We start from the raw sequence: 24,316 nt of genomic DNA, 5'->3' as shown, positions 1-24,316 counted from the left end.
ACATCCGCACCCATGATCTCCAGCGACGAACATGCCCGCCTGCTGCGGCTGGCGACCCGCGCCTCGGTGGCGGTGGCCTGCACGCTGATCGTCGCCAAAGCCATCGCCTGGTGGCTGAGCGGGTCGGTGAGCATGCTCGCCGGGTTGACCGACTCGGCACTCGACGGCGTAACCTCGCTGCTCAACTTGCTGGCGGTGCACTACGCCTTGCGCCCGGCCGATGACGACCATCGTTACGGACATGGCAAGGCCGAGTCGCTGGCAGGCATGGCCCAGGCGCTGTTCATTGGCGGCAGTGCGGTGTTGATTGCGCTACAGGCAGTGGACCGGCTCAAGCATCCGGAACCGGTGGGTGCACCGTGGATCAGCATCGGCGTGATCGTGTTTTCGCTGGGCCTGACCCTGGCGCTGCTGATGTTGCAGCATCGAGTAGTCAAGGCCACCGGTTCCAACGCCGTGCGCGCCGACTCCCTGCATTACCGTTCGGACATGCTGCTCAATGGCAGCATCCTGGTGGCGCTGGTGCTCGCCGGGTTTGGCTGGCATCGGGTCGACCCCTGGTTCGGCCTGGGGATTGCCGCGTACATCCTCTGGACCGCGATCACGATTGCCAGGGAAAGTTTTGCCGTGTTGATGGACGAAGAGCTGCCGCCGGATGTCAGCCAGCACATGCTGGAACTGGCCTGCAGTGTGCCGGGGGTGCTAGGCGCCCATGACTTGCGTACGCGGATTTCCGGCAACCAGTGGTTTGTGCAGTTGCACCTGGAGTTGCCGGGGGAGCTGACCCTGTCAGTCGCCCACGGCATCAGCGATCAGGCCGCCGATGCAATTCATGCCGCCTACCCGCGGGCCGAAGTGCTGGTGCACGCGGATCCGCAGGAAGTCGTCAAGGCCGCCAGGGCTCAGAACGTCACCCGATAACCGCGACTGCTCAGGCATCCGCCCTGGGCCTGGCGGTAGGTCTGCACCACCGTCGGGTCCGGTTGATAAGTATCGACCCGCGGGTCAAAACCACTCTGCTCGACCGCCCAGCGGTAGCAATCGTAGCCATCCTGGTTGACCTGCTCCGGTGACTGGCCGCTGGCCGGATAGGCCTCCACATCGTAGCCATTGCCACTCGCCAACGGTTGGCCGGGCGGCTCGACCACCACGTAATCCTGAGTGCTTTCCTGATAGGCGTAATAGGACCCCGCCGCCAGGAACAGCAACGATCCACCGATCCAGACTTCACGGGCGTAATCGGGCAGATACTGGATGCGAATCCCGCGCGGCGGCTGCACCACCACATAACGCGGACCTTGCGGGCGATACCAGTAGCCGCCGGAGTAGTAGTAATCCCGGCCCCCATAGGGCACTCGGTAGTCGCGGTCGGGGAAGCGGTCGATCACGTGCCCCGGACGATATTGCGGGCCGGGGCCCCATCCATTGCCGTGGCCACTGGGGCGACCCTGCCAATGGTTACTGTCATTGGACGGTGCGCCTATGTAGCCATTCCAGTGCTGGTTGGGATCGTTGCGCCGCGGCTCGTCCTGATAGTAACCACGCCGCGGCGGCTGAGTCTGTTGTACCGTGTCCGGTCGAGGCTGGATGGGCAGGTCATTGGCCGGCAGTTGCGGCGGTGGTGGCGGCGAGCGCACCCGGCTGTTGTAATCCGGCGCTGGACGGCTTTGCCCTTGGTTATTGTTGTGCGGATTCTGATTCTGGCCGTTGTCCTGATGCCCGCCGCCCCCGTGTTGTCCACCCTCGGGGCCGCGGTTCTGCGGCTGATCGGCCAACGATTGCGCGCTGACACTGACACATAACAAACCAACACCGGCCAAACGCCAGATGCGCGATCTCATGCTTTTCCTCAATGCGGGTCAGGGCCTGTACGTAAGACTGGAAATGCACAGGCCGGTTCTGCAACAGGTTATCAGTCGCGCAACTTATTTATTGAGGGCGGGCGGCAAATTGCGGCCAAGAAAAAGGGGAGACCCGTCGGCCTCCCCTTGAGAACTTCGTCCGTGCTCGACGCTTTTGACGTCGGCTCACCTCACGCCGTCTTCTGGACAGTGTGCAGCTCGGGGGCCAGCACATCCCCTGTGGGGGTGGCGACCGCGGCGGGCCTGATTCGGCGGGCCGCATTGGACTGTTTGTCCGAGCAGTGATTCTGGTGATAAGAATAGGCCTGGAGCACCGGCAGAGGATTGCGAAGATTGCTGAAATAAACATCACTTGCGCAATTTTTAACCCTGGATAGATAATCTGTCGCAATAGTTATGACAAGGGACCGTTTGATGAGCAAACTCGACCGATACGACCTGAGCATTCTGGCTGAATTGCAGCGTGACGCGCGCATTTCCAACCAGGAGCTGGCCGAACGCATCGGCCTGTCGCCTTCACCCTGCTCTCGGCGGGTCAAGCAACTGGAGGACGATGGCTACATTACCCGCCAGGTGGCCCTGCTCGACCGCAAAATGCTCGGCCTGAGCCTGACGGCGTACGTACTGATCGGCATGGACCGGCACACGCCGGAGCGCTTCGAAAACTTCGAAGCCGCCATCCGCACCTTGCCGCAGGTACTGGAATGCAGCCTGGTGACCGGGATGGATGCCGATTACCAACTCAAGGTGGTGGTGCCGGACATGGACCATTATCAGAAATTGCTGCTGGGGCACCTGACACGGATTGAGGGGGTGACCAGTGTGCGTTCGAGTTTTGTGTTGAACCAGGTGTTGAATAGCACCGAATTGCCTTTGACCCATCTGCGCAGTTGAGGACGCCTTCGCTGGCAAGCCAGCTCCTACAGGGTTTCATTTGCGCTGGAGATTCATTGTAGGAACTGGCTTGCCAGCGAAGGGGCCAGCACAGGCGACGAATAGCTGCGACACACTGCCGCAGGTCAACTCCCAGCCAATGTCCATTGGCGTATACTCCGCGCGCCCTTTCAGCCTCGCCCGCGCGGAGATGTTCAATGGATCCTGCAGTTTTTGAAGAGTGGATGATGACCGGCCTGGTCAGCATCCTGATCATTTTCATGGGTTTCATCGTCTGGGATCTGGCGAAGAAGTCCAAGGCCGGGCGGTTCGGCTCGTTCATCCTGTTTTTCGTGCTGGGGCTTGGCGTGGCGGCATTCGTCATCAAGAGCGTGGTGATCGGCCTGATCGAAACCGGCACTTTATAAGCGCGCCGGCACCTCTTTCCACTGGCCCTGATCGAGCCCCTCGATCGACCAGTCACCGATCCTGACCCGCACCAGCCGCAACGTCGGCAACCCGACCGCCGCGGTCATGCGGCGCACCTGCCGGTTGCGGCCTTCGCGAATCACCAGCTCCAGCCAATAGGTCGGCACACTTTTACGAAAGCGTACCGGCGGGTTGCGCGGCCACAACTGCGGCTCATCCAGTTGCCGCGCCTCGGCAGGCAGGGTCATGCCATCGATCAATTCGACACCGTCACGCAAGCGCTGCAACTGCTCGGCGCTCGGCTCGCCTTCGACCTGCACCCAGTAGGTCTTGGCCAGTTTGTGTTTCGGGTCGGCGATGCGCGCCTGCAATTGGCCGTCGTTGGTCAGCAGCAGCAGGCCTTCGCTGTCGCGGTCCAGCCGTCCGGCGGGGTAGATCCCCGGAATGTCGATGTAGTCCTTGAGGGTCGCGCGCCCTTCTGCATCGCTGAATTGCGTCAGCACATCGAAGGGCTTGTTGAACAGGATCAACTTGGGCGCGGCCGGCGGCGCCTTGGCGACACGGCGCGGGGCTGTGGGGGATGGCTTTGCGCCAGGGCGGCGGGAAACAGGACGTGGCGGACGGGACATGGCGGACAAACATCTAACGGTCAGGGCTGCCAATGCTAGTAGCCCGACCGTTAAATGACCATCGCCAAATCAGCGGAATGGCGGCTCGTCGAAGCTGCGCAGCTTGCGCGAGTGCAACGAGTTGAGCTCGGTGCGCAGCAGATCCACGGCTTCGATGCCGATTTTCAAGTGCTGGCTGACCGCGCGTTCGTAGAAGGCGTTGGCCGAACCTGGCAACTTGATCTCGCTGTGCAGGGGTTTGTCCGACACGCACAGCAGCGTGCCGTAAGGTACCCGCAAGCGATAACCCTGGGCTGCGATCGTGCCGCTTTCCATGTCCACCGCCACCGCGCGGGACAGGTTGATCAGCGGCCGCTCCTGGGCCCAGCGCAGCTCCCAGTTACGATCGTCGTAAGTCAGTACGGTGCCGGTGCGCAGGCGCTTTTTCAGTTCGTCGCCCTTCTCGCCGGTGATGTTGGCCGCTGCCTGCTGAAGCGCAAGCTGCACTTCGGCCAAGGCCGGAATCGGAATGTTCGGCGGCACCACCCGGTCGAGAATGCCGTCACGGCGCATATAGGCGTGAGCCAGCACGTAGTCGCCAATGGTCTGCGACTGGCGCAGGCCACCACAGTGGCCGATCATCAGCCAGCAATGCGGACGCAGCACCGCCAGGTGGTCAGTGATGTTCTTGGCGTTGGACGGACCGACGCCGATATTGACCAGGGTCACGCCGTGACCGTCAGTGGCGATCAGGTGGTAGGCCGGCATCTGGTAGCGATGCCAGACCACGCCAGCGGCAATCGCCGAGGCTTCGCCGTGATCCATGCTCTTTTCGATGATCACGTTACCCGGCAGCACCATGCGCACGAAGCGCGGGTCGTTGCGCAATTGCTCCAGGCCATGGACGATGAACTGGTCGACGTAACGGTGATAGTTGGTCAGCAGGATCCACGGCTGTACATGCCGCCAGTCGCTGCCGGTGTAATGCACCAGGCGGCGCAGGGAAAAATCCACCCGGGCGGCATCGAACAGCGCCAGGGGCAGCGGATCGGTGTTTTCCCAATCGTACAAACCGTCGGCAATACCGTCGGTCGCCGCCGACAGGTCGGTACTCGGGAACACCCGCGCCAGCACGGCGGCGGTGACACCGGAACCGGCCAACTCATCGCCCTGCTCGACCACGTACGGATAAGGAATGTTCTGCTGGCTGACACCGACTTCCACGGTCACGGTGAAGTCGTGCATCAAGGGCACGAGCTGCTCCAGCAGGTATTTACGGAACGCGGCGGGATGGGTGACGGTGACGCTGTAGGTGCCCGGCAACTGGACCTTGGCGTAGGCGCGTGTGGTCTGCGGGACTTCGCCCTGGCAGTGGTAGGTCAGACGCAGTTCGGGATAACGAAACATCGCCCGTTGTTCGGCGTCCGGCTCGACACGATCCTTGAGATAACGCTTGAGCGCCTGGTTCAGCGCGGTGGTTGCACGATTGTGCAAGAGCGCAAGCCGGTCTACAGCTTGCTCGGCGGTTTGAACGACAATAAAAGCTTCGGTCACGATCAGCATCCTGTGTTCTGACTTGCAGGCCTTCATCTTGCCTGTATCGTCGCTTCACGGGAACCCTGTGGGAGCGGGCTTGCTCGCGAAAGCGGTGTCCCTTTCAACATTGATGTTGACTGACAGTCCGCCTTCGCGAGCAAGCCCGCTCCCACAATGGTTTTGTAGTGTTCATGAACCTGAGTTCAGAATCCTTGCGGGGTGGACCGGGCGACTATCGCCTCCACATCCACTCCTCGCGGCAACCCACCGTAAACCCGGCCGCCACCCTTCAAACGACTGGCGATAAACCCGTCACTCACCGCCGCGTTCCCCGCCTCCAGCAACAGCTTGGCCTGTAACCCAAGCGCAATATCCTCGGTCAATTGCCGCGCACGGTACTGAATGTCGCTGGTGTCCTTGAAAGCGCTCTGCAGCTGGCTGATGTGCGCGGCCAGGCGTTTGTCGCCATGACCATCGCCCAACTCGCTGAACAGCGCATCGAGCACACCCGGCTCCTTGGACAGGGCGCGCAGCACATCGAGGCATTGCACGTTGCCGGAGCCTTCCCATGTCGAGTTCACCGGGGCCTCGCGGTAAAGGCGTGGCAGGATGCTGTCTTCGACGTATCCCGCGCCGCCCATGCACTCGGCGGCTTCGTTGATCATGGCCGGCGCGCGTTTGCAGATCCAGTACTTGCCCACCGCCGTCACCAGCCGGGCGAACTTCGCTTCCTGTGCGTTTTCCAGATGATCCAGCGCCTGGCCCATGCGCAGGCTCAAGGCCAGGGCGGCCTCGCTTTCCAGCGCCAGGTCGGCCAGCACGTTCTGCATCAAGGGCTGTTCACTGAGCAACTTGCCGCCAACGCTGCGGTGGGCGCAATGATGGCTGGCCTGGGTCAGTGCCTGGCGCATCAACGAACTTGAGCCGACCATGCAATCGAAACGGGTCATGGCGACCATCTCGATGATCGTCGGCACGCCGCGCCCCTCTTCACCGACCATCCACGCCAGGGCACCGCGAAACTCCACTTCGCTGGAAGCGTTGGAGCAGTTGCCGAGTTTGTTTTTCAGGCGCTGGATGTAGAACTGATTGCGCGTATCGTCCGGACGATGCCGCGGCAGCAGGAAACAGGTCAGCCCCTTGTCCGTCTGCGCCAGCGTCAGGAAGGCATCGCACATGGGCGCCGAACAGAACCACTTGTGCCCCACCAGTTCGTACGCCTGGCCAGGGCCGCCGGCACCCACCGGATAAGCCTTGGTGGTGTTGGCGCGGACATCGGTGCCGCCTTGCTTCTCGGTCATCGCCATGCCGATCGTGACGCCGGCCTTGTGGGCCATGCCGACATTGCGCGGGTCATACTCGGTGGACAGAATCTTTGGCAGCCATTGATCTGCCAGGTCCGGTTGCAGGCGCATCGCCGGAACACTGGCAAACGTCATGGTCAGCGGGCAGCCACTGCCGGCTTCGGCCTGACTGTGCAAGTACGTCATGGAGGCGCGGGCGACATGGGCACCGTCCTGCGGATGAGCCCAGGGCAACGAAGTCAGGCCATGGCCGACCGCCGTGCGCATCAACTCGTGATAGGCCGGATGAAACTCCACCAGGTCGATGCGATGACCGTAGCGGTCATGGCTGCTGAACACCGGTTTGTTCTGGTTGGCCAGAAAGCCAGCTTCCATCAATGGTCCGCCGGCCAGCGCTCCGTATGCGTCAATCCGCGATTCGGCCCAACCGGCCCCAAAGCGCCGCGACCATTCCTGAAGAGCCAAGTCGATGCGGTACAGGTTGGCGCCGTCCAGCGAGGGCGGCTGGTTGGTGACTTCGTGGGTTTCGGCGAACTGATGCAGGTTCATGACGGGGCTCCTTTGGTCAGCCAAGGGACTTCAGTTAAGCACCGCCCCTTGGCCGAAAAAAGTGTCATATCTGCCTAACTGTCGGCACTTTCGCCCTGTTCAGTACAGAGCACTCGACGATAAAGCGCGGCTTGCAAGTCCTCGAACTTCACCGGTTTGCTCAAATGGTCGATCTGCGCGCCGCTCGGGCAGCGCTCCCGGTCGGTACCCAGGGCTATCATGAACACCGGCAGTTGCGCGCAACCGGGCATTGCCCGGATCTCGCAGCACACGGAAACGCCGTCCAAAGACTGCAACTGACAATCGACCAGCACCGCATCGAACGATTCACGCTGCAGCAAATCGAGCGCGGCGTGACCGCTGTCAGCCGTGCGCACACGGAATCCGAGCTTGAGCAACATACCGCGCATCACCAACTGATTGACGTTGCTGTCATCCACCAGCAATACGCTGCAATCCTGGGGCAGGCGCATTTGTGCCAACTGCCGCATCGCGAGTGGCGTGGCAGACCGCTCCGGTGCCGGCAGGTCAAATTCGACGTCAAGCTGAAACCGGCTGCCACGCCCAGGCTCGGAGCGGTGTGTCAGGCGCCCGCCAAGCAGCTCCACTAATTGTCGGCAGATGGCCAGGCCGACACCCAGCCCGCCGTACTCGCGCGTCATCGAACCGTCGAGCTGGAAGAAGCGCTGATACATCGTCGCCTCCCCAAGGTCGGTGAAGCCGATACCGGTGTCGATCACCGCAAAGGACAACGCCAGTCGCTCGGGGTTGAGCGTTTTCCCCGTGACCCGCAGCGCCAGTCCGCCGACCCGGGTGAACTTGATGGCGTTATCCAGCAGGCACTCCAGGCATTGCGCCAACTTGGCGCTGTCGCCGTGCAGGCGATCCGGCACACCCGGTGCCACGTCGACCTTGAAGTCCAGCGATTTGCTCGAGGCATTGCCGTCGAACTGTGCGCGCAAGGCCTCGACCACGGCGCGCAAACTGAAGGTGGACGGGGTCGCCTGGAGCTTGCCCGCCTGCAACTCGGTGAGGGTGAGAATGCCATTGACCATACGCATCATGTCCCGCGCCGACCCCGCGGCCGTTTGCTGATATTGCTCCAGCTCAGGATCCATCTCGACGGTCTGCATCAGCTCCAGCGACCCGATCACGCCATTCATGGGTGTGCGCAACTCGTGGGTCAGGGTGGCGAGGAATTCGTCCTTGAGCTTGTTGCTGTGCGCCAGTTGCTGGTTAAGCACCTCAAGCTTTTGCCCCGCCTCGAGCAGGGTTTGCGCCTGCTGCTCGCGCATGGCGTTGATGCGGTCGGCCAGGGCCATGGACAGGAGCGCCACTTCGATGGCCGAGCCAATCTGGCTGGAGTACATGGTCAGGAACACGTTCGGCAGGTAACCCAGCACCATCAAGGTATTGATGATGCCGCCGAGCAGAAACGCCGACCAGGCGATGATGAAATATCGCGCGACCCGCAAGCCACGCAGCCAGGCAAAAATCCCCGCGGCAAAGATCACCACCGTGAAAGTCAGTGCCAGGGTCGTGGCCAGGCGCAACGCCAGGGCGTAGCTGGTCATCAGGGACAACCCGACTACCAACGCGCCGAACGCCACCAACGCCAACAGCAAGCGGTCCATCCAGCGGCTGAGGGTAGCGGTCTGCAGGAAGCTGCGGGCGAACTGGCTGCCGAACAACCCGGCGCAACCGATGAAAAACGGCGTCGAGGCGTTGGCCCACCAGGGATTGTCTGGCCAGAAGTACTGCACGGCGGCGCCGTTCACCGACAGCTGATACAAGCCGAACGAGGCGATGTAGAAGATGTAGTAGAGGTAGCTGGTATCGCGCACGCTGAGGTAGATGAACAGGTTGTAGACCAGCATCCCCAGCAGTACACCGTAGATAAGCCCCAGCACATAGAGGCGCACCGGCTGGTCTTCGAGATACGCCGTGCTGGACCACAGCGTGACCGGCGCCTGGATCGACCCCTGGCTTTGCAGGCGCAGGTACAGGGTTTGCGCCTGGTCAGGGGTAAAATCCACAGTGAACAGGTAGTTGTTCTGGCGGATTTCGCGACTGTCGAACGGCAAGGCATCGCCGGTTTGCCTGGCCAATTCATAGTTTCCGCTTGCATCAGGCAGATACAGGTCGAGGTGATCGAGCGGTGGGTACGCCAATTCCAGCAGCCAGGTCCTTTGCGCAGCCGGGTTGGTCGGGCGGTAATGCAGATCGATTTTCAGCCAGAACACCGAACGCGAGTAACCGGCGTTGAGGGTGGCTTTATCATGCGCCTTGAAGTTGCCGGCCGCGGCCTGCGCACGGACATCCGCGACGGTCAACTGACCACCGACATCTTCAAACACTTGCAGGGTTCGCCCGAGGGGAAGGCTTTGGGTGAGTTCATTGAACTCAACGGCGTTCGCCAAGAGGGGCAAACACAACACAAACATCAGCAAATAGCGCATTCATGCCCCAGCGTGGCCTGTCCGGTCCTGTCAGGAAGCCCCCCATTCCTTTTGAGTAGACGTAAGACCGGTGATACCTGTTATTGGTTTGGATCCACTCTAGCATAGCCGTTGATGGCTAATGAGCACTACCAAAATTTTTCCTACAAAGGCTCTAGCACGGGCGTTCCAGCGAAGATTATTGAGATAGAGCCCGCGCCCCATGTAGGAGCTGCCGAAGGCTGCGATCTTTTGAAGGTCGCGCAGCTGTCTGCGGTTATGCGCACGCACCGAAAAAAGATGTTTGGTGGTAAGCTCGCGCACCATGAATATCTACAGCTCTCGCCCCGTTGTCCTCTGTCTCTCCGGCCACGACCCAAGTGGTGGCGCCGGCTTGCAGGCAGATATCGAAGCCTTGCTCGCCCAGGGTTGCCATGCGGCTCCGGCCGTCACCGCCCTGACCGTGCAGGACACTGTCAATGTCACTGATTTCCGCGTGCTCGACCGTGAGTGGGTGTTGGCCCAGGCCAACGCCGTGCTCAACGATTCCGAAGTCGCGGCCGTCAAGCTCGGCATGCTCGGCTCCCTGGAAATGGTCGACACCGTGGTCGAACTGCTCTCGGCGCACCCGCACTTGCCGGTGGTCTGTGACCCGGTGCTGCGTGCCGGCGGCGGCGGTCGCCTGGGCAAGGACGAAGTCGGCTACGCCATGCGCGAACGCCTGCTGCCGCTCTCGATCATCGCCACCCCCAACCTTCCCGAAGCCCGGATCCTCGCCGAACTGCCGGAAGGCACCGCGGACCAGTGCGCTGAAAAACTCCTGCCGTTCGTCAAACACCTGCTGATCACCGGCGGCCATGGCGACGAAACCGAAATCCACAACCGCCTGTACAGCCGCGATGGCTTGCGCGAAACCTACACCTGCCAACGCCTGCCCGGCAGTTATCACGGTTCGGGTTGCACCCTGGCCAGTGCCCTTGCCGGCCGTCTGGCCCAAGGTGAAAACCTCGCCAGCGCCGTACAGACTGCACTTAACTACACGTGGCGCACCCTGCGCGATGCGGAGCAGTTGGGCAAAGGCCAATTCGTGCCACGCCGCCTGCCTCTGGACTTCTGTTCGTAACGCCATGAGGCCTGCTCGATGAAACTACGTGGCCTGTACGCCATTACCGACAGCCAGTTGCTGGCCGGTAAATTCCTTTCGTACGTGGAGGCGGCGCTGGAAGGCGGCGTCACCCTGCTGCAGTATCGCGACAAGAGCAGCGATGAAGCCCGTCGACTGCGCGAGGCCGAGGCCCTGCGCGATCTGTGCGAACGCTACAAGACCCGATTGATCATCAACGACGACGCCGAGCTCGCCGCACGCCTGAACGTGGGAGTGCATCTGGGCCAGACCGATGGCCCGCTGTCGCCGACCCGCGCCCTGCTCGGCTCCAAAGCCATCATCGGCTCGACTTGCCACGCGCAACTCGAACTGGCCGAGCAAGCTGCCAGGGAGGGCGCCACTTATGTCGCCTTCGGCCGCTTCTTCAATTCCACCACCAAGCCCGGCGCACCGACCTGCAGCCTCGACTTGCTCGACCAGGCCCGCAAGCAGTTGCACCTGCCGATCTGCGCGATCGGCGGCATCACCCTGGACAACGCCGCCCCGCTGGTGGCCCACGGCGTCGATCTGCTGGCGGTGGTGCATGGCCTGTTCGGCGCCCAGAGCACGGCTGAAGTGACCCGCCGCGCCCGCGCCTTCAACGAACTACTAAAAATCTGATTTTGAGAGCCCGATCATGTCTCGTTCCGAAACGCTGTTTGCCAATGCCCAGAAACACATTCCCGGTGGCGTGAACTCGCCGGTTCGCGCGTTCAAGAGCGTTGGCGGCACGCCGTTGTTCTTCAAGCACGCCGAAGGCGCCTACGTCACCGATGAAGACGACAAGCGTTATGTGGATTACGTCGGCTCCTGGGGCCCGATGATCCTCGGCCACAGCCACCCGGACGTGCTGGACGCCGTGCGCAAGCAGCTTGAACACGGCTTGTCCTACGGCGCGCCGACCGAGATGGAAACCCAGATGGCTGATCTGGTCTGCTCGCTCGTACCCTCGATGGAAATGGTGCGCATGGTCAGCTCCGGCACCGAAGCGACCATGAGCGCAATCCGCCTGGCCCGTGGTTTCACCGGTCGCGACAGCATCATCAAGTTCGAAGGCTGCTACCACGGTCACTCCGACAGCCTGCTGGTCAAGGCCGGCTCCGGCGCCCTGACCCAAGGTGTGCCGAGCTCGGCGGGTGTACCGGCGGCGTTCGCCAAACACACCCTGACCCTGCCGTTCAACGACATCGATGCGGTTGAAGCCATGCTCGCCGAAGTCGGCCAGGATGTGGCGTGCATCATCGTCGAGCCGGTCGCCGGCAACATGAATTGCGTGCCACCGGCCCCAGGCTTCCTCGAAGGCCTGCGGACCTTGTGCGACAAGCACGGCGTGGTGCTGATTTTCGACGAAGTGATGACCGGTTTCCGTGTTGCCCTCGGCGGCGCCCAGGCTCACTACGGCGTGACGCCAGACCTGACCACCTTCGGCAAGATCATCGGCGGCGGCATGCCGGTGGGTTGCTTCGGCGGCAAGCGCGAAATCATGTCGCGCATCGCCCCGCTGGGTCCGGTCTATCAAGCCGGTACATTGTCGGGTAACCCGCTGGCGATGGCGGCGGGCCTGACCACCTTGCGCCTGATCAGCCGCCCGGGCTTCCACGACGAACTGACCGACTACACCACTCGCCTGCTCGACGGCTTGCAAGTGCGTGCCGATGCGGCAGGCATTCCCTTCGTGACCACCCAGGCCGGCGGCATGTTCGGCCTGTACTTCAGTGGCGCCGACGACATCGTGACCTTCGATGACGTGATGGCCAGCGACGCAGCCTTGTTCGGCCGTTTCTTCCACCTGATGCTGGAAGGTGGCGTGTACCTGGCGCCAAGCGCATTCGAAGCCGGCTTCACCTCGATCGCCCACGGCGAAGCCGAGTTGAAACTGACCCTGGATGCCGCCGAGCGCGCATTTGCTGCACTGAAGTAACGCCGTAGCGCTGACGCTGGCCATCACCAGCGTCAGCTTTTGCCTACGCTCCTGCCCTTTTTCCTACTCATCTGCTAATAATCCCGAACAAAGTGGGCGATATATTTCCCGCGCAGCAGAAAAACGAGTAAAGACTTTGTAAGGTTGGCCCTGCTTATTTCATAATGCGCGCTTATTGGATCCCCTCGATGGGTCCGCGCGCCCCTCAGAGGTAAGTCGATTCCCATGAACCGCACCGGCCGCGCCCTTTCACTGGGCTGCCTGTTGCTCCTTCAGCCCCTGCTCGCGCTCGCACAAGCAGGCGGTAACTCGTTGTTAATCCCAGCGATGGGTCGCTGCACCCTCAATACCCAGCCGCAAGACCTGGCCCAGGCACTTGCCGCCTGCCAGAAAGCGTCGGATGAAGGGGATGCTCAAGCGCAATACGAGTTGGGTGAGTTCTACTACGACGGTAAAAACGCGCCACGCGATCTCAATAAAGCCTTGAGCTACTTCGAAAAGGCCTCGCTGCAAGGCCACGCCCAGGCCCAATTCAAACTCGGTACCATGTTCTTTCATGGCGAAGGCGTACCGGCCAATAACATTCAGGCGTATATCGTGCTGAAGATGGCCGCGGTCAACGGCGCGGAAGAAGCGCTCGACACCGCCGACGAAGTCGCCGAACAAATGCCCCGCCAGGAACTGGAAGTCGCCACCCAGGTGCTGGGGCAAATTTTCCGTAAATACCTGATGGAATTGCAGAGCGCCGATGGGCGTACGCCGTTCGCGCCGCTTCCCTGATTTCTGTATTGATCTGTCTGACCCCTTCGCGAGCAAGCCCGCTCCCACATTCAATCTCTTCACTGGAGATCCATTGTGGGAGCGGGCTTGCTCGCGAAGGGGGCGACTCGGTCTTGAGGCCTACTTCTCAGGCATCGGCACCGGAAACGGCATCACATTGCCGACCGTGCCGCGGGCTTCGCTGATTTTCGGTGTGCCCAGGCGCTCGACCTCGTCGATGCGCACGATCGAATGCATCGGCACGAAACTGCGCACGACCCCTTCGAACTGGGCCTTGAGCTTCTCTTCGCTCGGGTCGACGACTACCTGTGTGCGCTCGCCAAAGACGAACTCTTCCACTTCCAGGAAGCCCCACAGATCGCTCTGATAGATCTGCTTGGCGTACATTTCGAACACCTGGCCCTGGTTGAGGAAAATCACCTTGTAGATTGGAGCTTCACGTTTGGTCATGGCAGGCGAAACACATCGGGGATAAAAATGAGGGCGCGAACTATAGCATAGCCGCCGGACGCGCAGCGGTAGGAACCTGAGTGCATGTTCCCTATAATGCGCGGTTCTTTGAATCACGTGATGACCCTGTCCATGGCCAAGAAGCTTTACATCGAAACCCACGGTTGCCAGATGAACGAGTACGACAGCTCGCGCATGGTCGATCTGCTGGGCGAACACCAGGCCCTGGAAGTCACCGCGCGCGCTGAAGACGCCGACGTGATTCTGCTCAACACCTGCTCGATCCGCGAGCGCGCCCAGGACCGCGTCTATTCCCAGCTGGGCCGCTGGCGCGAACTGAAGCTGGCCAACCCGGACATGGTGATCGCCGTCGGTGGCTGCGTGGCCAGCCAGGAAGGCGCCGCCATTCGCGATCGCGCGCCGTACGTCGACGTGGTGTTCGGCCCGCAGACGCTGCACCGCCTGCCGGAAATGATCGACGCCGCACGCATCAGCAAGCTGCCGCAAGTCGACGTCTCGTTCCCCGAAATCGAAAAATTCGACCATTTGCCCGAGCCGCGCATCGACGGCCCGAGCGCCTACGTGTCGGTGATGGAAGGTTGCAGCAAATACTGCACGTTCTGCGTGGTGCCCTACACCCGCGGTGAAGAGGTCAGCCGGCCGTTCGACGACGTGATTGCCGAAATCATTCACCTGGCCGAACACGGCGTACGCGAAGTGACGCTGCTCGGGCAGAACGTCAACGGCTATCGCGGCAAGACCCACGACGGTCGCCTGGCGGATCTGGCCGAACTGATCCGCGTGGTCGCCGCGGTCGATGGCATCGACCGCATCCGCTACACCACCTCGCACCCGCTGGAATTCTCCGACAGCCTGATCCAGGCCCACGCCGACGTGCCGGAACTGGTGAAACACCTGCACCTGCCGGTGCAATCGGGCTCGGACCGAATCCTCGCGGCGATGAAACGCAACCACACGGCGCTGGAATACAAATCCAAACTGCGCAAGCTACGCGCCGCCGTGCCGGGAATCTGCATCAGTTCGGACTTCATCGTCGGCTTCCCCGGCGAGACTGAAAAAGACTTCGAACAGACCATGAAGCTGATCCAGGACGTCGGCTTCGACTTCTCCTACTCCTTCGTCTACAGCCAGCGCCCGGGTACACCCGCCGCCGACCTGGCCGATGAGACGCCGGAAGAGCTGAAGAAAGAGCGCCTCAACGCCCTGCAACATCGCCTGAACCAGCAAGGTTTCGAGATCAGCCGACAGATGGTCGGTTCGATTCAGCGGATTCTTGTAACCGATTATTCCAAGAAAGACCCCGGCGAGCTGCAAGGCCGGACCGAGAATAACCGTATCGTCAACTTCCGCTGCGACAATCCGACCCTCATCGGCCAGTTCGCGGACGTGCACATCGACGCCGCACAGCCACACTCGCTGCGGGGCTCGCTGATTCAATAACACCGAAGATCCCTGTGGGAGCGGGCTTGCTCGCGAAGACGGCGTGTCAGTCGACATTAACGGCGCTGACAGACCGCATTCGCGAGCAAGCCCGCTCTCACAGGTACAGCGCCAGAGGCGAGAATCGGGTTGCCTTATTTAAGAGCTTTCGCACCCGCGCCACTGGCGCTATCCTTGAATCATTCCAATTGCCCCAGGGCGGCTAAATACGACCTTGAACGCACCCATCGAACCACATCGTTTCATCCTCGAGCCCTTTGAGGCTCGCCGCTTCGCCAATCTGTGCGGGCAATTCGACGAGCATTTGCGCTTGATCGAACAGCGCCTGACCATCGAGATCCGCAACCGCGGAAACCAGTTCGAGCTGATCGGCGAGCCAAAACACACCACCTCCGCGGAAAATCTCCTGCGCCGCCTGTACCGGGAAACCAAGGGTACCGAGCTGTCACCGGACTTGGTGCACCTGTTCCTGCAGGAATCCGCCGTCGAAGAGCTGGATAACCACTCGCCTGCCGAAGCCTCCGTCGCCCTGCGCACCAAGAAAGGCATGATTCGCCCTCGCGGCTTGAATCAATTGCGCTATGTGAAGGAAATCCTCGGTAACGACATCAACTTCGGCATTGGCCCGGCCGGTACCGGCAAGACCTACCTGGCCGTCGCCTGTGCGGTAGATGCGCTGGAACGCGAGCAGATCCGCCGCATCCTGCTGGTGCGCCCGGCGGTCGAAGCGGGTGAAAAACTCGGCTTCCTGCCGGGTGACCTGTCGCAGAAAATCGACCCGTACCTGCGCCCGCTCTACGACGCGCTGTATGAAATGCTCGGTTTCGAATACGTCGCCAAGCTGATCGAGCGCCAGGTGATCGAAGTCGCGCCACTGGCCTACATGCGTGGCCGGACGCTGAACAACAGCTTCATCATCCTCGACGAAAGCCAGAACACCACGGTCGAACAGATGAAAATGTTCCTGACCCGGATCGGCTTCGGCTCCACGGCCGTCATCACCGGTGACATCACCCAGGTCGACCTGCCTCGCGGCACCAAGTCCGGGCTGCACCATGTGATCGAAGTCTTGAAGGATGTGCCGGGCATCAGCTTCACCCACTTCCAGCCCAAGGACGTTGTGCGCCATCCATTGGTGCAGCGGATTGTCGAAGCCTACGAGCGCTTCGAAACCAAAGCGGCCGATGATGCCGCCGCCAGGGACAGCCGACGCGATGCTTGAGCTTGACCTGCAAATCGCGACCCAAGCGCCCGCCCCCAGCGAAGCCGAGTTCCGCCAATGGTGCGAACTGGCCCTGCGCCAGCGCACCGCAGACTCGGAAATGACCATTCGCCTGGTCGACGAAGCCGAAGGCCGCGAACTGAACAACACCTGGCGGCACAAGGATTACGCCACCAACGTCCTGTCGTTCCCCGCCGATGTGCCGGACGAGTTTCTCGACATCCCGCTGCTGGGCGACCTGGTGATCTGCGTGGCGGTGGTCGAGCGCGAAGCCACCGAGCAGGGCAAGGAACTCAAGGCCCACTGGGCGCATCTGGTGATCCACGGCTGCTTGCATCTGCTTGGTTACGACCATATTGAAGATGACGAAGCCGAAGAGATGGAAGCACTGGAACGAACGTTGCTTGCAGAACTGGGCTATCGCGATCCGTACGCGGACGACGAAATCGAAGTACCCCCTACCGAAACAACAAAGGATTCAGAGTAATCGCTATGAGCGAAGATCGATCGAGCAACGGGCAGAAGTCTTGGCTGGGTAAGCTCACCCAGGCTTTTGCCCACGAGCCGAAGAACCGCCAGGAGCTGCTGGAGCTGCTGCGCGATGCACACCAGAACAAACTGCTGGACAGCGAAGCGCTGGCCATCGTCGAAGGCGCTATCCAGGTGGCCGACCTGCAGGTACGGGACATCATGGTCCCGCGCTCGCAGATGGTCAGCATCAAGGCGACCCAGACACCTCGCGAGTTCCTGCCTGCCGTGGTCGATTCGGCCCACTCCCGCTACCCGGTGATCGGCGAAAGCCACGATGACGTGATGGGCGTGTTGCTGGCCAAGGACTTGCTGCCGTTGATCCTCAGGGAGAACGGCGACAGTTTCAACATCAAGGACCTGCTGCGCCCGGCCACGTTCGTGCCGGAGTCCAAGCGCCTGAACGTACTGCTGCGTGAGTTCCGCGCCAACCACAACCACATGGCCATCGTCATTGACGAATACGGCGGCGTGGCGGGCCTGGTGACCATCGAAGACGTGCTGGAACAGATCGTCGGCGACATCGAAGACGAGCACGACGTCGAAGAAGACAGCTACATCAAGCCACTGCCCAGCGGCGACTTCCTGATCAAGGCCCTGACGCCGATCGAGAACTTCAACGAGTTCTTCGACAGCGAATTTTCCGACGACGAATTCGACACCGTGGGCGGCCTGGTGATGAGCGCGTTCGGGCACTTGCCAAAACGCAACGAAATCACTGAAATCGGCGCCTATCGCTTCCGCATCCTGAACGCCGACAGTCGGCGGATTCACTTGCTGCGACTGACACCTATCGCCCGGTAAAACCTAAGGATTGAAATGCGCTGGACAACCCGCCCCGGCTGGCCCGGTAACCTGCTGGCCGTGGCGGCCGGTGCAATCACCACCCTGGCCCTGGCGCCGTTCGATATCTGGCCACTGGCACTGCTGGCGGTCGGGCTGTTCTATGCCGGCTTGCGCGAACTGAATCCACGCCAGGCCCTGGGGCGTGGCTGGTGTTTCGGCTTCGGCCTGTTTGGCGCCGGCACCAGTTGGATCTACTACAGCATTCATCACTTCGGTGGCGCGTCGGTGCTGCTGGCCGGCTTCCTGATGCTGATCTTCACGGCGGCGATTGCCTGGTTCTTCGCCCTGCCCGCCTGGATTTGGGCGCGCTGGTTGCGGCGCAATGAAGCACCACTGGCAGACACCCTGGCCTTCGCGGCGCTGTGGGTCGGCCAGGAAGCGTTTCGTGGCTGGTTCCTGACCGGTTTCCCATGGCTCTACTCTGGCTACAGCCAGCTTGACGGCCCCCTGGCCGGCCTCGCGCCGGTTGGCGGAATGTGGCTGATATCCTTCACCCTGGCCCTGACGGCTGCATTGATCTACAACGCCGTGCGCCTGGTGCGCACGGGACGCAAAGGCTTCATCGCCGTGGGCGTTGTGCTGCTGGCAGGCCCGTGGGTGGCCGGCCTGGCGCTCAAGCACCACGCCTGGACCAGCCCGTCGGGCGCCCCCCTGAGTGTCGCGGCGCTCCAGGGCAACATCGAACAGAGCATGAAGTGGGATCCGGCGCAGCTCAACGCGCAATTGGAGCTGTACCGCGACATGAGCTTCAGTTCGAAACGGGTCGACTTGCTGATCTGGCCGGAAACCGCGGTCCCGGTGCTCAAGGAATCTGCCCAGGGCTACCTGGACATGATGGGGAAATTCGCCGCCGAGCGCGATTCAGCCATGATCACCGGCGTACCGATCCGCGAAGTCGTCCACCAGCAGAAGCGTTTCTACAACGGAATTACCGTGGTGGGCGAAGGCGACGGCACCTACCTCAAACAAAAGCTGGTGCCGTTTGGCGAATACGTGCCGTTGCAGGATGTGCTGCGCGGCTTGATTGCATTCTTCGACCTGCCCATGTCGGACTTTGCCCGCGGCCCTTCCGACCAGGCCATGTTGCAAGCCAAGGGTTACCAGATTGCGCCGTTCATCTGCTACGAAGTGGTGTACCCGGAGTTCGCCGCCGGCCTTGCCGCGCAAAGCGACCTGCTGCTGACCATCAGCAACGACACCTGGTTCGGCACCTCCATCGGCCCGCTGCAGCACTTGCAGATGGCGCAGATGCGCGCGCTCGAGGCGGGCCGCTGGATGATCCGCGCGACCAACAATGGCGTGACCGGCCTGATCAACCCGTTTGGCCAGATCACCACGCAGATCCCGCAGTTCGAACGCGGCATCCTGTACGGCGAAGTGGTGCCAATGCACAACCTCACACCGTACCTGCAATGGCGGTCGTGGCCATTGATCATTGTTTGTGTGCTGTTGTTTGGCTGGGCGTTGATTGCCAGCCGGATGGCCAAGACCGTCTGAAGATTTGTGTCGCCTGCAAAAGATCGCAGCCTGCGGCAGCTCCTACAGGGGATTGCATTCCAATTGTAGGAGCTGCCGAAGGCTGCGATCTTTTGCTTTTCAGCGGTAGAAAAGCCTATAAGCGATCTGCCCCACTGCCTCATTCAACAACTGCCCGCTGCGCCAGATGGCCTTGAATTCCGGCATCCAGCCGCCCAGCGGCTCGGCGTTGTTCACGCCCAGGAATCCGACTGGTGCCGGCACCACTTCAAACCCGGCCTTCTGGAAACTCCAGACCGCGCGCGGCATGTGCCAGGCCTGGGTGACCACCACCACGCGCTTGATGCCCTCAGGCAACAGGACTTCGGCGCTGAATGTCGCGTTTTCCCAGGTGGTTCGGCTTTGCCCTTCCTGCCACCGCACAGCCACGCCAAAATCATCGCGCATTGAGTCAGCCATCATTTTGGCTTCGGTGGGCGGCGAGCCGTAATGCAAGCCACCACTGGTCAGGATCGGCAAGCCCGAGGCCTTTGCCAGGCGAGCGGCATAGCGTTCTCGCTCCAGGGCCATTCCGGTGGGTTGATCACTGCCCCAGGCCAGGTCACTCCGTTCGCGCCCGGCCCCCAGCACCACGATCGCATCGGCGCGCTGGGCCAGGGTTGCCCACTCGTCGCGAGGCAAAGGGGCTTCACGCTCAAGGAGCCCGGCGCCCCATTGCACCATCACCGGCAGGCTCATCAACCAGAACCCGCCCACGCCCAGCGCAAAACACCATCCGGCAAGGCGCGGTCTTGAGCGGCGCCACCACCAGGCGAGCACCAGCAACAGGATAAGGACGCCGGGCGGCATCAGAAGGTGTTTCACGAAATAGCGAAAAGGCATCGGGCATCTCCTTAAAGATGCCCGAAGCCTAAGTGGGTTGACGCAATGCGACAATAAATACGGAAGGACTATGCTTCAGAAAACCGTGGAGCATGGCTCTATGCCTTACTTGAACTGCAGGGACCGGACCTTTACCGCGTCTCTGCCAGGTATTTTGTCCTTGAGCCAGATGATCTTGGCCGAACGTGGTGCATCGAGTTGCTTCACTGCTTCAGACAAGCATCCCTGCGTTTCACGCTCACTGCGATCGAGGTACGCCTTGACCAGTGCAAACTCTGCGGGGCTCAAGCCACGCAACTCCAGTTCCAAAGGGCGTTCATCGCGCAGCCGACCAGCTGTTTTGGCTGCATCAAGGGCCATGCCCAAACGATCGATCAGTCTTTCGTACAACTCCGGTTTTGTAGCTTTTTGCCGTGACTCAACCATCCCTCACCTCATTGGAAGATAAGACCTACTCCCCATTTAGAGCTTAGCTTCCATCGACAAACCGGCTGGACGCCGCGACCAACGGCCCTCGCAGCGGTTTTTGCGAGACGCGCGGCAGTAATCAGGGTTTCCCTCGATAGAGTGCGGTCATGTATGCTACGGCGCTTCCTGTAACTCCACTTCCAGCTCCTCTGGACACCGAAACGCCGAATTGGCGCACTCACCGTCCAAGGTCGCATTGAAGAGGATTAGGCCACCCCTATTCAGTTCAAAAGTAGCCATGCACGAACAATATCAGCCCCGTGAAATCGAAGCCGCCGCCCAGTCGTTCTGGGACGAGCAAAAGTCCTTTGAAGTCAGTGAACAGCCAGGCAAGGAGACCTACTACTGCCTGTCGATGTTCCCTTACCCCAGCGGCAAGCTACACATGGGGCACGTGCGCAACTACACCATCGGCGACGTGATCTCCCGCTACCAGCGCATGCTCGGCAAGAACGTCCTGCAACCCATGGGTTGGGACGCCTTCGGCATGCCGGCGGAAAACGCCGCGATGAAGAACAACGTAGCGCCCGCCAAGTGGACCTACGAGAACATCGCCTACATGAAGACCCAGCTGCGCAGCCTGGGCCTGGCGGTGGACTGGTCGCGCGAAGTGACCACCTGCAAGCCCGATTACTACCGCTGGGAACAATGGCTGTTCACTCGCCTGTTCGAAAAAGGTGTGATCTACAAGAAAAGCGGCACCGTGAACTGGGACCCGGTCGACCAGACCGTCCTGGCCAACGAGCAGGTGATCGACGGTCGCGGCTGGCGTTCCGGCGCGCTGATCGAAAAGCGCGAAATCCCGATGTACTACTTCAAGATCACCGCCTACGCGGATGAGCTGCTGGAGAGCCTCGACGAACTGACTGGCTGGCCTGAACAGGTCAAGACCATGCAGCGCAACTGGATCGGCAAATCCCGCGGCATGGAAGTGCAGTTCCCGTACAACGTCGACTCCATCGGCGAAGCCGGTGCACTGAAAGTCTTCACCACCCGTCCGGATACCCTGATGGGCGCGACCTATGTCGCCGTGGCTGCCGAGCACCACCTGGCCGCCCTCGCCGCCAAAAACAACCCGGAGTTGCAAGCGTTCATCGCCGAATGCAAGGGCGGTAGCGTCGCCGAAGCCGACGTCGCCACCCAGGAGAAAAAAGGCCTGCCGACCGGCCTGTTTGTCGAGCACCCTTTGACCGGTGAAAAACTGCCGGTATGGGTCGCCAACTACGTGTTGATGCACTACGGCGACGGCGCGGTGATGGCTGTTCCGGCCCACGACGAACGCGATTTCGAGTTCGCCCACAAGTACAACCTGCCGGTCAAATCCGTGGTGCGCACAAGCGCAGGTGACACCAACCCGGCGCCATGGCAAGACGCCTACGGTGAGTACGGCACGCTGATCAATTCCGGCGAGTTCGACGGCCTGGACTTCGCGGGTGCCTTCGACGCCATCGAAGTGGCGCTGATCAAGAAAGAACTGGGCGCCTCGCGCACCCAGTTCCGCCTGCGCGACTGGGGCATCAGCCGTCAGCGCTACTGGGGCTGCCCGATCCCGATCATCCACTGCAATACTTGCGGTGACGTGCCGGTGCCGGAAGATCAATTGCCTGTCGTGCTGCCGGAAGACGTCGTACCCGATGGCGCCGGTTCGCCACTGGCGCGCATGCCCGAGTTCTACGAGTGCAGCTGCCCGAAATGCGGCCAGCCTGCCAAGCGTGAAACCGACACCATGGACACCTTCGTCGAGTCCTCGTGGTACTACGCCCGCTACGCCTCGCCGCACTATGAAGGTGGCCTGGTAGAGAAATCGGCGGCCGACCACTGGTTGCCGGTGGACCAGTACATCGGCGGTATCGAACACGCGATCCTGCACCTGCTCTACGCGCGCTTCTTCCACAAGCTGATGCGCGACGAAGGCCTGGTGAGCTCCAACGAGCCGTTCAAGAACCTGCTGACCCAGGGCATGGTGATCGCCGAGACTTACTACCGTCGCGAAGCCAACGGTGCCTACACCTGGTTCAACCCGGCGGACGTCGAGCTCGAACGCGACAGCAAGGCCAAGGTCATCAGCGCCAAGCTGATCGCCGACGGTCTGCCGGTGGAAATCGGTGGCACCGAGAAGATGGCCAAGTCGAAGAACAACGGCGTTGACCCACAGTCGATGATCGACCAGTTCGGCGCCGACACCTGCCGTCTGTTCATGATGTTCGCCTCGCCACCTGACATGAGCGCGGAATGGTCCGACTCCGGGGTCGAAGGTTCGCACCGCTTCCTCAAGCGCGTCTGGCGCCTGGCTCAAACGCACGTCACCCAGGGCCTGCCGGGCAAACTGGACGTCGCCAGCCTGAACGACGAGCAGAAAGCCATTCGCCGTTCGATCCACCAGGCCATCAAGCAGGCCAGCCACGACGTCGGCCAGAACCACAAATTCAACACCGCCATCGCCCAGGTGATGACGCTGATGAACGTGCTGGAAAAAGCCGCACAAGGCACCGAACAGGACCGTGCGCTGGTTCAGGAAGGCCTGGAAACCGTGACCCTGCTGCTGGCGCCGATCACCCCGCACATCAGCCACGAGCTGTGGCATCGCCTGGGTCACGCCGACCCGGTGATCGACGCCGCCTGGCCGGTGCTGGACGAAAGCGCCCTGGTGCAGGACAGCCTGACGCTGGTCATCCAGGTCAACGGCAAGCTGCGCGGCCAGATAGAAATGCCCGCCAGCGCCAGTCGCGAAGACGTCGAAGCCGCCGCCCGGGCCAACGAGAACGTGCTGCGTTTCGTCGATGGTCTGACCATTCGCAAAGTGATCGTGGTGCCCGGAAAACTGGTCAACATCGTCGCCAGCTAATTGGATCAGGCGCCTGGCCATGCCAGGCGCCGAATAAAACCTTTCGGGCCGCTTGATTGGCCCACATGGTTTCAAGGGGAGCAACACAATGATCAAACGCAACTTGCTGGTGATAGGCCTCGCAGTCCTGTTGAGCGCCTGTGGCTTCCAGCTACGCGGCACCGGCACCACCGAACTGGCGATCAAGGAACTCGACCTGAGCGCCCGCGACGCCTACGGCGAAACCGTGACACAACTGCGCCAGTCGCTGGTCAGCAGCGGCGTCAACGTCTACAGCGGCGCCCCCTACAAACTCATCCTGACTGACCAGCAGGAATCCCAGCGCATCCTCAGCTACGCAGGCGCCGGTCGTACGGGCGAATATCAACTGAGCACGGTGCTCAGCTATGACATTCGCGGCCAGGGCAACCTGCCCCTGCTGAGCGACAAACTCGAAGTGCAGAAGGTGTTCATCCATGACGGCAACAACCTGGTAGGTTCCGACCAGGAAGCCAGCGATGCGCGCAGGGAAATGCGTCGCGAGCTGGTTCAACGCATGATGTTGCGCCTGCAGCAATTCACCCCGGCCCAGCTGGACCAGTTGCAGCAAACGGCGGCAGCCAAGGCCAAGGCGGAAGCCGCGGCGCTGGAAGCAGCGCAGAAGGCTGAAGCGGAAACACCGCGCCAGTCTCCCATCGAACTGCCTCGGCAGTAA

Annotated in this window: 22 protein-coding genes; 14 read left to right on the top strand and 8 right to left on the bottom strand. The window is 61.5% G+C overall.

The genetic code is table 11. From position 1 onward, the window contains the following. The first annotated feature begins 12 nt into the window (after positions 1-12). Positions 13-921, top strand: a complete 909-nt coding sequence (locus ACM6I6_RS29840; RefSeq protein WP_414921174.1) for a cation diffusion facilitator family transporter — start codon at positions 13-15, stop codon at positions 919-921. Here the strand turns inward: ACM6I6_RS29840 and ACM6I6_RS29835 are convergent. Beyond that, positions 903-1,841 (bottom strand): DUF6515 family protein, encoded by a 939-nt coding sequence (locus tag ACM6I6_RS29835; protein ID WP_414921173.1) that lies wholly within the window; start codon positions 1,839-1,841, stop codon positions 903-905. The two genes, ACM6I6_RS29840 and ACM6I6_RS29835, sit on opposite strands and share 19 nt — an antisense overlap. Positions 1,842-2,276: 435 nt before the next feature. Here ACM6I6_RS29835 and ACM6I6_RS29830 point away from each other — a divergent pair, with 435 nt between their 5' ends. Together ACM6I6_RS29830 and ACM6I6_RS29825 are read left to right on the top strand one after the other, a co-directional pair. After that, entirely contained in the window at positions 2,277-2,756 is a 480-nt protein-coding gene (locus tag ACM6I6_RS29830) for an Lrp/AsnC family transcriptional regulator (protein ID WP_007894448.1), read from the top strand. A gap of 197 nt (positions 2,757-2,953) precedes the next feature. After that, complete coding sequence (locus tag ACM6I6_RS29825; protein WP_046815823.1) at positions 2,954-3,163, top strand: DUF2788 domain-containing protein; 210 nt, start codon at positions 2,954-2,956, stop codon at positions 3,161-3,163. Here ACM6I6_RS29825 and ACM6I6_RS29820 read toward each other — a convergent pair. The 4 genes from ACM6I6_RS29820 to ACM6I6_RS29805 all read right to left on the bottom strand — a co-directional run bounded on the left by ACM6I6_RS29820 (position 3,158) and on the right by ACM6I6_RS29805 (position 9,620). Then, on the bottom strand, positions 3,158-3,793 hold the full coding sequence (locus tag ACM6I6_RS29820) for a pseudouridine synthase (protein ID WP_414921172.1): 636 nt from the start codon (positions 3,791-3,793) through the stop codon (positions 3,158-3,160). The genes ACM6I6_RS29825 and ACM6I6_RS29820 overlap by 6 nt on opposite strands. 69 nt (positions 3,794-3,862) lie before the next feature. Further along, entirely contained in the window at positions 3,863-5,362 is a 1,500-nt protein-coding gene (amn, locus tag ACM6I6_RS29815; RefSeq protein ID WP_274074474.1) for an AMP nucleosidase, read from the bottom strand. A 149-nt stretch (positions 5,363-5,511) separates the two neighbouring features. Continuing rightward, entirely contained in the window at positions 5,512-7,161 is a 1,650-nt protein-coding gene (locus ACM6I6_RS29810) for an acyl-CoA dehydrogenase family protein (protein WP_414921171.1), read from the bottom strand. 74 nt (positions 7,162-7,235) lie between these two features. Further along, the gene (locus ACM6I6_RS29805) at positions 7,236-9,620 is read right to left on the bottom strand and encodes a 7TM diverse intracellular signaling domain-containing protein (protein WP_414921170.1); all 2,385 of its coding nucleotides are present in this window, start codon (positions 9,618-9,620) and stop codon (positions 7,236-7,238) included. 304 nt (positions 9,621-9,924) lie between these two features. Between ACM6I6_RS29805 and ACM6I6_RS29800 the strand changes: the two genes are divergently transcribed. The 4 genes from ACM6I6_RS29800 (at position 9,925) to ACM6I6_RS29785 (ending at position 13,444) form a co-directional block, all read left to right on the top strand. Continuing rightward, positions 9,925-10,722, top strand: coding sequence for a hydroxymethylpyrimidine/phosphomethylpyrimidine kinase (locus ACM6I6_RS29800; RefSeq protein ID WP_046815827.1), 798 nt, complete (start codon positions 9,925-9,927; stop codon positions 10,720-10,722). Positions 10,723-10,740: 18 nt separating this feature from the next. Further along, entirely contained in the window at positions 10,741-11,364 is a 624-nt protein-coding gene (gene thiE / locus ACM6I6_RS29795) for a thiamine phosphate synthase (protein ID WP_274074471.1), read from the top strand. A gap of 16 nt (positions 11,365-11,380) precedes the next feature. Next, positions 11,381-12,664 carry a glutamate-1-semialdehyde 2,1-aminomutase gene (hemL, locus tag ACM6I6_RS29790; RefSeq protein ID WP_008066019.1) on the top strand — a complete coding sequence of 428 codons (1,284 nt, stop codon included), beginning with the start codon at positions 11,381-11,383 and terminating at the stop codon, positions 12,662-12,664. Positions 12,665-12,889: 225 nt separating this feature from the next. Beyond that, positions 12,890-13,444 (top strand): tetratricopeptide repeat protein, encoded by a 555-nt coding sequence (locus ACM6I6_RS29785; protein ID WP_274074470.1) that lies wholly within the window; start codon positions 12,890-12,892, stop codon positions 13,442-13,444. A gap of 120 nt (positions 13,445-13,564) precedes the next feature. Here the strand turns inward: ACM6I6_RS29785 and ACM6I6_RS29780 are convergent, their stop codons facing one another. Further along, positions 13,565-13,894, bottom strand: a complete 330-nt coding sequence (locus tag ACM6I6_RS29780; RefSeq protein WP_008066015.1) for a DUF1820 family protein — start codon at positions 13,892-13,894, stop codon at positions 13,565-13,567. Between the two features lie 132 nt (positions 13,895-14,026). Here ACM6I6_RS29780 and miaB point away from each other — a divergent pair, with 132 nt between their 5' ends. From miaB to lnt, 5 genes are all read left to right on the top strand, one after another. Continuing rightward, on the top strand, positions 14,027-15,355 hold the full coding sequence (miaB, locus tag ACM6I6_RS29775) for a tRNA (N6-isopentenyl adenosine(37)-C2)-methylthiotransferase MiaB (RefSeq protein WP_274074603.1): 1,329 nt from the start codon (positions 14,027-14,029) through the stop codon (positions 15,353-15,355). A 214-nt stretch (positions 15,356-15,569) separates the two neighbouring features. Then, a complete protein-coding gene (locus ACM6I6_RS29770; RefSeq protein ID WP_274074469.1) occupies positions 15,570-16,577 on the top strand; it encodes a PhoH family protein in 1,008 nt (335 codons plus the stop codon). Next, positions 16,570-17,064: an rRNA maturation RNase YbeY gene (gene ybeY, locus ACM6I6_RS29765; RefSeq protein ID WP_274074468.1), complete on the top strand. Its 495-nt coding sequence runs from the start codon at positions 16,570-16,572 to the stop codon at positions 17,062-17,064. Before ACM6I6_RS29770 ends, ybeY begins: the two co-directional genes overlap by 8 nt. A 5-nt stretch (positions 17,065-17,069) precedes the next feature. Beyond that, on the top strand, positions 17,070-17,909 hold the full coding sequence (locus ACM6I6_RS29760) for an HlyC/CorC family transporter (RefSeq protein WP_046815833.1): 840 nt from the start codon (positions 17,070-17,072) through the stop codon (positions 17,907-17,909). Positions 17,910-17,924: 15 nt separating this feature from the next. Next, the gene (gene lnt, locus ACM6I6_RS29755) at positions 17,925-19,448 is read left to right on the top strand and encodes an apolipoprotein N-acyltransferase (RefSeq protein ID WP_274074467.1); all 1,524 of its coding nucleotides are present in this window, start codon (positions 17,925-17,927) and stop codon (positions 19,446-19,448) included. 99 nt (positions 19,449-19,547) lie between these two features. Here the strand turns inward: lnt and ACM6I6_RS29750 are convergent, their stop codons facing one another. Beyond that, a complete protein-coding gene (locus tag ACM6I6_RS29750) occupies positions 19,548-20,309 on the bottom strand; it encodes a YdcF family protein (RefSeq protein ID WP_414921169.1) in 762 nt (253 codons plus the stop codon). 105 nt (positions 20,310-20,414) lie between these two features. After that, positions 20,415-20,735: a hypothetical protein gene (locus ACM6I6_RS29745; protein ID WP_274074465.1), complete on the bottom strand. Its 321-nt coding sequence runs from the start codon at positions 20,733-20,735 to the stop codon at positions 20,415-20,417. Between the two features lie 280 nt (positions 20,736-21,015). Here ACM6I6_RS29745 and leuS point away from each other — a divergent pair, with 280 nt between their 5' ends. Both leuS and lptE read left to right on the top strand, forming a co-directional pair. Further along, positions 21,016-23,622, top strand: coding sequence for a leucine--tRNA ligase (gene leuS, locus ACM6I6_RS29740; protein WP_414921168.1), 2,607 nt, complete (start codon positions 21,016-21,018; stop codon positions 23,620-23,622). An 88-nt stretch (positions 23,623-23,710) separates the two neighbouring features. Next, on the top strand, positions 23,711-24,316 hold the full coding sequence (lptE, locus tag ACM6I6_RS29735) for an LPS assembly lipoprotein LptE (RefSeq protein ID WP_414921167.1): 606 nt from the start codon (positions 23,711-23,713) through the stop codon (positions 24,314-24,316).

It is taken from the genome of Pseudomonas sp. IT-P218 (genome assembly GCF_949767605.1).
Lineage (GTDB): Bacteria > Pseudomonadota > Gammaproteobacteria > Pseudomonadales > Pseudomonadaceae > Aquipseudomonas > Aquipseudomonas putida_AE.
Note: the sequence above shows the minus strand (reverse complement) of the source record. Positions and strands in the feature narration are given on the sequence as shown.

Coding starts and splice junctions, on each gene's coding strand:
- ACM6I6_RS29840 (WP_414921174.1), top strand. CDS start 13: ATGATCTCCAGCGACGAACATGCCCGCCTGCTGCGGCTGGCGACCCGC.
- ACM6I6_RS29835 (WP_414921173.1), bottom strand. CDS start 1,841: ATGAGATCGCGCATCTGGCGTTTGGCCGGTGTTGGTTTGTTATGTGTC.
- ACM6I6_RS29830 (WP_007894448.1), top strand. CDS start 2,277: ATGAGCAAACTCGACCGATACGACCTGAGCATTCTGGCTGAATTGCAG.
- ACM6I6_RS29825 (WP_046815823.1), top strand. CDS start 2,954: ATGGATCCTGCAGTTTTTGAAGAGTGGATGATGACCGGCCTGGTCAGC.
- ACM6I6_RS29820 (WP_414921172.1), bottom strand. CDS start 3,793: ATGTCCCGTCCGCCACGTCCTGTTTCCCGCCGCCCTGGCGCAAAGCCA.
- amn (WP_274074474.1), bottom strand. CDS start 5,362: ATGAAGGCCTGCAAGTCAGAACACAGGATGCTGATCGTGACCGAAGCT.
- ACM6I6_RS29810 (WP_414921171.1), bottom strand. CDS start 7,161: ATGAACCTGCATCAGTTCGCCGAAACCCACGAAGTCACCAACCAGCCG.
- ACM6I6_RS29805 (WP_414921170.1), bottom strand. CDS start 9,620: ATGCGCTATTTGCTGATGTTTGTGTTGTGTTTGCCCCTCTTGGCGAAC.
- ACM6I6_RS29800 (WP_046815827.1), top strand. CDS start 9,925: ATGAATATCTACAGCTCTCGCCCCGTTGTCCTCTGTCTCTCCGGCCAC.
- thiE (WP_274074471.1), top strand. CDS start 10,741: ATGAAACTACGTGGCCTGTACGCCATTACCGACAGCCAGTTGCTGGCC.
- hemL (WP_008066019.1), top strand. CDS start 11,381: ATGTCTCGTTCCGAAACGCTGTTTGCCAATGCCCAGAAACACATTCCC.
- ACM6I6_RS29785 (WP_274074470.1), top strand. CDS start 12,890: ATGAACCGCACCGGCCGCGCCCTTTCACTGGGCTGCCTGTTGCTCCTT.
- ACM6I6_RS29780 (WP_008066015.1), bottom strand. CDS start 13,894: ATGACCAAACGTGAAGCTCCAATCTACAAGGTGATTTTCCTCAACCAG.
- miaB (WP_274074603.1), top strand. CDS start 14,027: ATGGCCAAGAAGCTTTACATCGAAACCCACGGTTGCCAGATGAACGAG.
- ybeY (WP_274074468.1), top strand. CDS start 16,570: ATGCTTGAGCTTGACCTGCAAATCGCGACCCAAGCGCCCGCCCCCAGC.
- ACM6I6_RS29760 (WP_046815833.1), top strand. CDS start 17,070: ATGAGCGAAGATCGATCGAGCAACGGGCAGAAGTCTTGGCTGGGTAAG.
- lnt (WP_274074467.1), top strand. CDS start 17,925: ATGCGCTGGACAACCCGCCCCGGCTGGCCCGGTAACCTGCTGGCCGTG.
- ACM6I6_RS29750 (WP_414921169.1), bottom strand. CDS start 20,309: ATGCCTTTTCGCTATTTCGTGAAACACCTTCTGATGCCGCCCGGCGTC.
- ACM6I6_RS29745 (WP_274074465.1), bottom strand. CDS start 20,735: ATGGTTGAGTCACGGCAAAAAGCTACAAAACCGGAGTTGTACGAAAGA.
- leuS (WP_414921168.1), top strand. CDS start 21,016: ATGCACGAACAATATCAGCCCCGTGAAATCGAAGCCGCCGCCCAGTCG.
- lptE (WP_414921167.1), top strand. CDS start 23,711: ATGATCAAACGCAACTTGCTGGTGATAGGCCTCGCAGTCCTGTTGAGC.